Origin of the sequence: Intrasporangium oryzae NRRL B-24470 (assembly GCF_000576595.1) — a bacterium.
In the GTDB taxonomy this organism is placed as follows: domain Bacteria; phylum Actinomycetota; class Actinomycetes; order Actinomycetales; family Dermatophilaceae; genus Intrasporangium_C; species Intrasporangium_C oryzae.
Genome location: NZ_AWSA01000018.1, coordinates 87,405 through 95,001 on the forward strand (window position 1 = coordinate 87,405; position 7,597 = coordinate 95,001).

Genomic DNA, 7,597 nt, shown 5'->3' on the forward strand with positions numbered 1-7,597 from the left:
CCACCCCCGCCCGGGCGCGTTGGCGCCGGGCGGCCCATATCAGGAGTCATCCCATCCGGCACGTGACCCGGGTGTGACGACCCACACGCTTTGGTGGAGGATGGGACGAGCAGCGCGGCGGCCGACCGGCCGAACGCGCAGCGTCGCGACGAGAAAGGACCCACGACGTGGCATCCGAGGCCGGCCCGATCCTCAACGGCATCCCCAGTCAGCTCCCGGACATCGACCCGGACGAGACCCAGGAGTGGCTCGACTCGCTCGACGCCGTCCTCGACGAGAAGGGGCGCACGCGAGCTCGGTACATCATGCTCAAGCTGATCGAGCGGGCCCGGGCCCAGCAGGTCGGCGTGCCGTCCCTCACCGCGACCGACTACATCAACACCATCCCGCCCGAGCGTGAGCCCTGGTTCCCCGGCGACGAGGAGGTCGAGCGCGAGTTCCGTCGCTACATCCGGTGGAACGCGGCGATCATGGTCCACCGCGCCCAGCGCCCCGGGATCGGTGTCGGCGGCCACATCTCGACGTACGCCTCCGCGGCGACGCTCTACGAGGTGGGCATGAACCACTTCTTCCGCGGCAAGGACCACCCCGGCGGCGGCGACCAGATCTACTTCCAGGGCCACGCCTCCCCCGGCATGTACGCCCGGTCCTTTCTCGAGGGCCACCTGACCGAGGCCGACCTCGACGGGTTCCGCCAGGAGAAGAGCCACGTCGTCGACGGCACGGTCCGCGCGATCCCGTCGTACCCGCACCCGCGCCTGCTCTCCGACTACTGGGAGTTCCCCACGGTGTCGATGGGCATCGGCCCGATGAACGCGATCTACCAGGCGCAGTTCAACAAGTACCTCCACAACCGGGGCATCAAGGACACGAGCCAGCAGCACGTCTGGGCCTTCCTCGGTGACGGCGAGATGGACGAGCCCGAGTCGCGCGGCCTGCTCCAGCTGGCCGCCAACGAGGAGCTCGACAACCTCACGTTCGTCATCAACTGCAACCTGCAGCGCCTCGACGGCCCGGTCCGCGGCAACGGCAAGATCATCCAGGAGCTCGAGGCGTTCTTCCGCGGCGCGGGCTGGAACGTCATCAAGGTCGTCTGGGGCCGCGGCTGGGACCCGCTGCTGGCTGCCGACCGCGACGGCGCGCTCGTGCACATCATGAACCAGACGAGCGACGGCGACTACCAGACCTTCCGTGCCAACGACGGCAAGTACGTCCGCGACTTCTTCTTCGGACGCGACCCGCGCACGGCCAAGATGGTCGAGGACTGGACCGACGACCAGATCTGGTGGGACCTGAAGCGCGGCGGCCACGACTACCGCAAGGTCTTCGCGGCCTACCAGGCGGCGATGCAGCACACCGGCCAGCCGACCGTCATCCTCGCGAAGACGATCAAGGGCTACGGCCTCGGCTCGCACTTCGCCGGGCGCAACGCGACGCACCAGATGAAGAAGATGACGCTGGACGACCTCAAGGACTTCCGCGACAGCCTGCGCATCCCGATCACGGACGAGCAGCTCGAGTCCAACCCGTACCAGCCGCCGTACTACCACCCCGGCGCCGACCACCCGGTCATCAAGTACTCCGTCGACCGGCGCGCCAAGCTCGGTGGCACGCTCCCCAGCCGCCGCACCGTCCACGAGCCGATCAAGCTGCCGGGCGACGAGGCCTACGCCCAGGTCAAGAAGGGCTCGGGCAAGCAGGAGGTGGCGACGACGATGGCGTTCGTCCGCCTGCTCAAGGACCTCCTGCGCGACAAGGAGTTCGGCAAGCGGATCGTGCCGATCATCCCCGACGAGGCGCGCACGTTCGGCATGGACGCGTTCTTCCCCACGATCAAGATCTACAACCCCAACGGGCAGAACTACACGCCGGTCGACGCCGAGCTCATGCTCGCCTACCGCGAGAACGAGTCGGGCCAGATCCTGCACCTCGGCATCAACGAGGCGGGCTCGCTCGCGGCCTTCACCGCAGCGGGCACGTCGTATGCCACGCACGGGCAGCCGATGATCCCGATCTACGTCTTCTACTCGATGTTCGGGTTCCAGCGCACGGGTGACTCGATCTGGGCGGCCGCAGACCAGATGACCCGCGGCTTCCTCATCGGGGCGACGGCCGGTCGCACGACCCTGACCGGCGAGGGGCTCCAGCACGCCGACGGGCACTCGCCGCTCCTCGCGTCGACCAACCCGGCGGTCGTGCACTACGACCCGGCCTACGCCTACGAGACCGCGCACATCATCCAGGACGGCCTGCGCCGGATGTACGGCGAGGGCTCGACGCCTGACGAGGCCAACGTCATCTACTACCTGACGGTCTACAACGAGCCGATCGTCCAGCCGGCCGAGCCGGAGGGCGTCGACGTCGAGGGCATCGTCAAGGGCATGTACAAGCTCGCCGAGGCCAACACCCACGGCTGGCAGCACACCCCGGCTCGGGCGCAGCTCCTCGCGTCGGGTGTCGGCGTGCCGTGGGCCCTCGAGGCCCAGCAGCTGCTCGCCGACGACTGGGGCATCGCGGCCGACGTGTGGTCGGTGACCTCGTGGAACGAGCTGCGCCGTGACGGCCTCGCCGCCGACGAGCAGGAGTTCCTGCGCCCCGGCGAGGAGAAGCGCGTCCCGTGGGTCACCCGGTGCCTCGAGGGCACCGAGGGCCCGGTCATCGCCGTGTCCGACTACATGCGTGCCGTCCAGGACCAGATCGCCCAGTGGGTGCCGGGCACGTTCGCCTCGCTCGGCGCCGACGGGTTCGGCTTCTCCGACACCCGCCCGGCCGCGCGCCGCTTCTTCCACATCGACGGCCCGTCCGTCGCTGTGCGCACGCTCCAGGTGCTCGCCCGGGAGGGCAAGATCGACGCGGACATCCCGGCCCAGGCCGCCGAGCGCTACCGCCTCGACGACGTGACGGCCGGCACCTCCGGCAACGCGGGCGGGGAGAGCTGAGCCCTCCCTCTCCCGTATGCCGCTGGGCCCGCTTCTCGACGAGAGGCGGGCCCAGCGGCATACCCGGCTCGACGTCGCTTGTCCGAAGGGCTGCGCTTCGGCCCCAGAGCTGCGCGGCGCCGCGCTGCATGTGCCGCAAAGCGCAGCCCCTGGCCGTCACCCAGCACGAGCGATCGCGTCGAGCACCCGAGCACGGACCCGGTCGGGGTGGTCGAGGTCGGCCCAGACCAGCCGCACGACCGTCCAGCCGGCCCGCCGGAGCGCATCCTCTCGCTGCTTCTCCTCGAAGAGGTCACGAGGGTTGGCGTACTTCACCGCGCCGTCGAACTCGACGAGCACGCGCGTCCCCCGGATGCGGAAGTCGGCCCGGTAGAGCCGGCCCTCGCACTGGACCTCGTGCTGTGGATCGAGCCCGAAGCCGAGCGCCCGGAGCAGGAAGGCCGCGCGGGTTTCCCCGGGCGACTCGTGGCGTCCGTCGGCCTGCGGGAGTGCACACCGGATCGGCCCGATCCCGGGGTGCGCCCGAAAGCTGGACACCGCGTCGGTCAGCTCGGCAGCCGTGACGAGCCCCTCTCGCAGCGCGGCATCCGCCGGCACCAGCGCGCTCTCGGGACCTGCGAGGAGCCCCGACTGCACGATCGCGAGGGCCAGCGGGATCGCGGCCGGCCGACTGTCGTGCGCCGTTGGCTCCGCGAGCCGGATGCCGGCGACCTGGCGGTGGATGACGAGCCCCGGTCGGCGCACGGTGACGCTGCGTCGACCACGCCCCGTGCCTGCTCCCGCCGGCGAGTCATCGACCCCCGACGTGAGGTGGACCGTGGAAAGGTCAGCCCGGAAGGTCGGCAGCCTCCGGCAGAGGAGCAGCGAATGCTGGCTGATGACCGCGCGGGCACGGAACTGCCGACCGAGAGCCAGCGCGGTGAGGCGGTGCAGCTCCTCCCCCTTCGGCGGCTCCCCGTCGACAACGGCATACCACCCGCGGCTCAGCCGGACGATGCGTGCGTCCGAGCACAGCCTCGAGAGGGCGTGGCGGTCAATCCCGTGCCGGGCGGCGTCCGCCGCGGAGAAGATGCCGCCGGCTCCGAGCAGGTGCAGGTTCATGGCAGGACTCTGACCGGCTGGGGGGCCACGGCGCGCCCGGACCTCCGGGCTTGTGGACGAGACGGGTCGGTTCGCGAGGGGTGTGGATCGGTCGGCGACCCGCGCCTCGGCCCACGGGCTGCACTTTCGCCGAGGGACCGCGCGGACCCCAGCAGTCCCTGGGCGCAGATGCAGCACGTGGAGCAGGAACTGAGTGGATAGGTATGCGCGACTGTGCATATACTTGCAGCCGTGTCCAAAGTACTGACCTCCCTCCCTGTCGGTGAACGCGTCGGGATCGCCTTCTCGGGCGGCCTCGACACGTCCGTGGCTGTCGCCTGGATGCGCGAGAAGGGTGCGGTCCCCTGCACCTACACCGCGGACCTGGGCCAGTACGACGAGCCCGACATCGACTCAGTCCCGGGCCGGGCCGGTCAGTACGGCGCCGAGATCTCGCGCCTCGTCGACTGCAAGACCGCGCTCGTCGAGGAGGGCCTGTCGGCCATCGCCTGCGGCGCGTTCCACATTCGCAGCGGCGGCAAGACCTACTTCAACACGACCCCCCTCGGGCGCGTCGTGACCGGCACCCTCCTCGTGCGGGCCATGCAGGACGACGGCGTCTCGATCTGGGGCGACGGCTCGACCTTCAAGGGCAACGACATCGAGCGGTTCTACCGCTACGGCCTGCTCGCCAACCCCCAGCTGCGCATCTACAAGCCGTGGCTCGACGCCGACTTCGTCCACGAGCTCGGCGGCCGGCAGGAGATGTCTGAGTGGCTGACGGCCCGGGACCTGCCCTACCGGGCGAGCGCCGAGAAGGCCTACTCGACCGACGCCAACATCTGGGGCGCGACGCACGAGGCGAAGACGCTCGAGTACCTCGACGAGTCGATCGAGATCGTCGAGCCGATCATGGGCGTGCGCTTCTGGGACCCCTCGGTCGCGATCGAGACCGAGGACGTCACCGTGCGCTGGGAGCGCGGCCGCCCGGTCGCCATCAACGGCCGTGAGTTCACCACTGCCGTCGACCTCGTCGACGAGGCGAACCGGATCGGCGGCCGCCACGGCCTCGGCATGAGCGACCAGATCGAGAACCGCATCATCGAGGCGAAGTCGCGCGGCATCTACGAGGCGCCGGCCATGGCCCTGCTCCACCTCACGTACGAGCGCCTCCTCAACGCGATCCACAACGAGGACACGATCGCCAACTACCACGCGGAGGGCCGCCGCCTCGGCCGCCTCCTCTACGAGGGCCGGTGGCTCGACCCGCAGTCGCTCATGATCCGCGAGTCGCTCCAGCGCTGGGTCGCCTCGGCCGTCACCGGCGAGGTCACGGTCCGCCTGCGGCGCGGCGACGACTGGTCGGTCATCCGCACGACCGGCCCGGCGTTCAGCTACCACCCGGAGAAGCTCTCGATGGAGCGCACCGAGGACGCGGCCTTCGGCCCCGTCGACCGCATCGGCCAGCTGACGATGCGCAACCTCGACATCGCCGACTCGCGCGCCAAGCTCGAGCTGTATGCCGCTCACGGCCTCCTCGGGGCACACGCCGCCGAGCTCGTGGGCGAGCTCACCCCCGGCGGGGCGACCGCGATCTCGGCCAACCCCGAGACGGTCGACGTCGACAGCACCGACGACGCGCTCGACCGCGCGGCGATGGAGTTCGGCACCGACTGAGCTCTCCCTGATCGCGGGTGGAGGTGGCGCTGGCTCATCGGGGGCGTCGGCACCACCTCCACCCGTCCATGGGTCGTCTCGCCTAGGGTGGCGCGTCATGGACGAGATGACCCGCCCCGAGACCGTCGCCCTTCAGTACGCCCGCACCGACAACCTCCAGACGCGGCGCACCGTGTGGGGACCTGGTCCCGAGGGCGTTTCGCCGGCCGACGTCCTGCGCACCGCCGTCGTGTCGGCCCGGCCGAACCGGGTCCTCGAGATCGGCTGCGGCACCGGCCACTTCGCCCGCTCGGTCCTCGACGCCATTCCTCAGGTCGACTACCTGGCGACGGACGTGTCCGAGGCCATGGTCGAGGCGACCCGCGCGCTCGGAGTCCGAGCCGTGCAGGCGTCGGCCGAGTCGCTCCCCTTCCCCGGCACCTCCTTCGACGTCGTCGTCGCCGCTTGGATGCTCTACCACGTGCCCGACCTCGCCCAGACCCTGCGCGAGGTGCGCCGGGTGCTCCGCCCGGGTGGGGTCCTTGCCGTCGCGACGAACGGCGAGGAGCACCTCGGCGACCTCCTGCGCGAGGCGGGCGGTCGGCCCCTCGTCACCCAGTTCACCTCGGAGAACGCGGAGGAGTCGCTCGGTCGGCACTTCGGGTCGGTGGTGCGCCGCGACGTGGAGACGCGGGCGACCTTCCCCGACCATGCCTCCGCTGCAGGCTATCTCGCCACCTTCGACACGGGCCTGGCCGCCGCCCTGCCCTACTTCGATGGCGAGCGCACCTTCGCCGGGCACACCTCGGTCCTCGTGGCGCGATGAGCGGGAGCGAGCGTCGGTCGCCCGCTTTGTGAGCGGCATACAAACCTCTCAGCGCTGAGGCATAGTCTGGCCGCGTGAGCCACCCACCCAGGCCGACCCCGAGCAGGGAGACGACGCGCGCCGTCGAGCGCGGCGCGGGCGAGCTCTCCACGCTCGCCGCGCAGCGGATGGAGGAGAACCTCGGGTGGTATCGCCGGCTGTCGGCCGAGGAGCGCTCGCAGGTCGGGCTCGTCGCGCAGGCGGGCATCTCGCAGTTCATCAGCTGGCTGCGCCACGACGAGGACCACGCTCCCTCGGCGATCTCGATCTTCGCCAACGCGCCACAGGAGCTGACCCGCTCGGTCAGCCTCCGCCAGACGCTCGACCTCGTGCGAACCGTGGTCGACGTCGTCGAGTCCCGGGTCGAGAGCCTCGCGGGTCGGGGTGACGAGCAGGTGCTCCGCGAGTCGGTCCTGCGCTTCTCGCGCGAGATCGCCTTCGCGGCCGCCGAGGTGTATGCCGGTGCCGCCGAGGCCCGTGGCGCCTGGGACGCGCGGCTCGAGGCGCTCGTCGTCGACGCCGTGCTGCGCGGGGAGGCCGACGACTCGATGCAGTCGCGGGCGACGGCACTCGGATGGGGGGACGTCGCCCACGTGACCTTCGTGGTCGGCAGCACTCCCGTCACCGACGGAGGACCGGCAGCGGCCGTCGACACGCTGCGGCGGGCGGTGCAGCACCACGGTTTCGAGGCGCTGGCGATCGTCCAACGATCCCGGCTCATCGCCATCATCGGCGGCACCGAGGAGGCGACCTCCGTGGTCACGAGGGTCGCCGACTGCTTCGGATCCGGACACGTCGTGGTCGGCCCGACCGTCCCCCACCTCTTTGCCGCAGGCAGGTCGGCCCGGGCGGCCCTGAGCGGCCTGTCCGCCGCCGCGGCCTGGCCGGGGGCACCTCGGGTGGTCGAGGCCGACGCCCTGCTCCCCGAGCGGGCGCTGGCCGGCGACCAGCCCGCGCGCCGCCTGCTCATCGACCGGATCCACCGTCCGCTCGGCCGATCGACCCAGACGCCCCTGCTCGAGACCGCCACGGCCTACCTCGAGAGCGGCGGGGCCCT

At 71.0% G+C, this 7,597-nt stretch carries 5 protein-coding genes; 4 read left to right on the top strand and 1 reads right to left on the bottom strand.

The features are described 5' to 3' along the window. Nucleotides 1–167: 167 nt before the first annotated feature. On the top strand, nucleotides 168–2,939 hold the full coding sequence (gene aceE / locus N865_RS10245; protein WP_034805077.1) for a pyruvate dehydrogenase (acetyl-transferring), homodimeric type: 2,772 nt from the start codon (nucleotides 168–170) through the stop codon (nucleotides 2,937–2,939). Nucleotides 2,940–3,095: 156 nt separating this feature from the next. Here the strand turns inward: aceE and N865_RS21750 are convergent, their stop codons facing one another. Further along, a complete protein-coding gene (locus tag N865_RS21750; RefSeq protein WP_051510434.1) occupies nucleotides 3,096–4,040 on the bottom strand; it encodes a type IV toxin-antitoxin system AbiEi family antitoxin domain-containing protein in 945 nt (314 codons plus the stop codon). 231 nt (nucleotides 4,041–4,271) lie between these two features. Here N865_RS21750 and argG point away from each other — a divergent pair, with 231 nt between their 5' ends. From argG to N865_RS10265, 3 genes are all read left to right on the top strand, one after another. Continuing rightward, complete coding sequence (gene argG, locus N865_RS10255; RefSeq protein ID WP_034805080.1) at nucleotides 4,272–5,696, top strand: argininosuccinate synthase; 1,425 nt, start codon at nucleotides 4,272–4,274, stop codon at nucleotides 5,694–5,696. 97 nt (nucleotides 5,697–5,793) lie between these two features. After that, nucleotides 5,794–6,501 carry a class I SAM-dependent methyltransferase gene (locus tag N865_RS21755; protein WP_051510435.1) on the top strand — a complete coding sequence of 236 codons (708 nt, stop codon included), beginning with the start codon at nucleotides 5,794–5,796 and terminating at the stop codon, nucleotides 6,499–6,501. A gap of 74 nt (nucleotides 6,502–6,575) precedes the next feature. Continuing rightward, nucleotides 6,576–7,597: CdaR family protein (locus tag N865_RS10265; RefSeq protein ID WP_034805083.1), on the top strand; the 1,022-nt coding region annotated here is incomplete at its 3' end.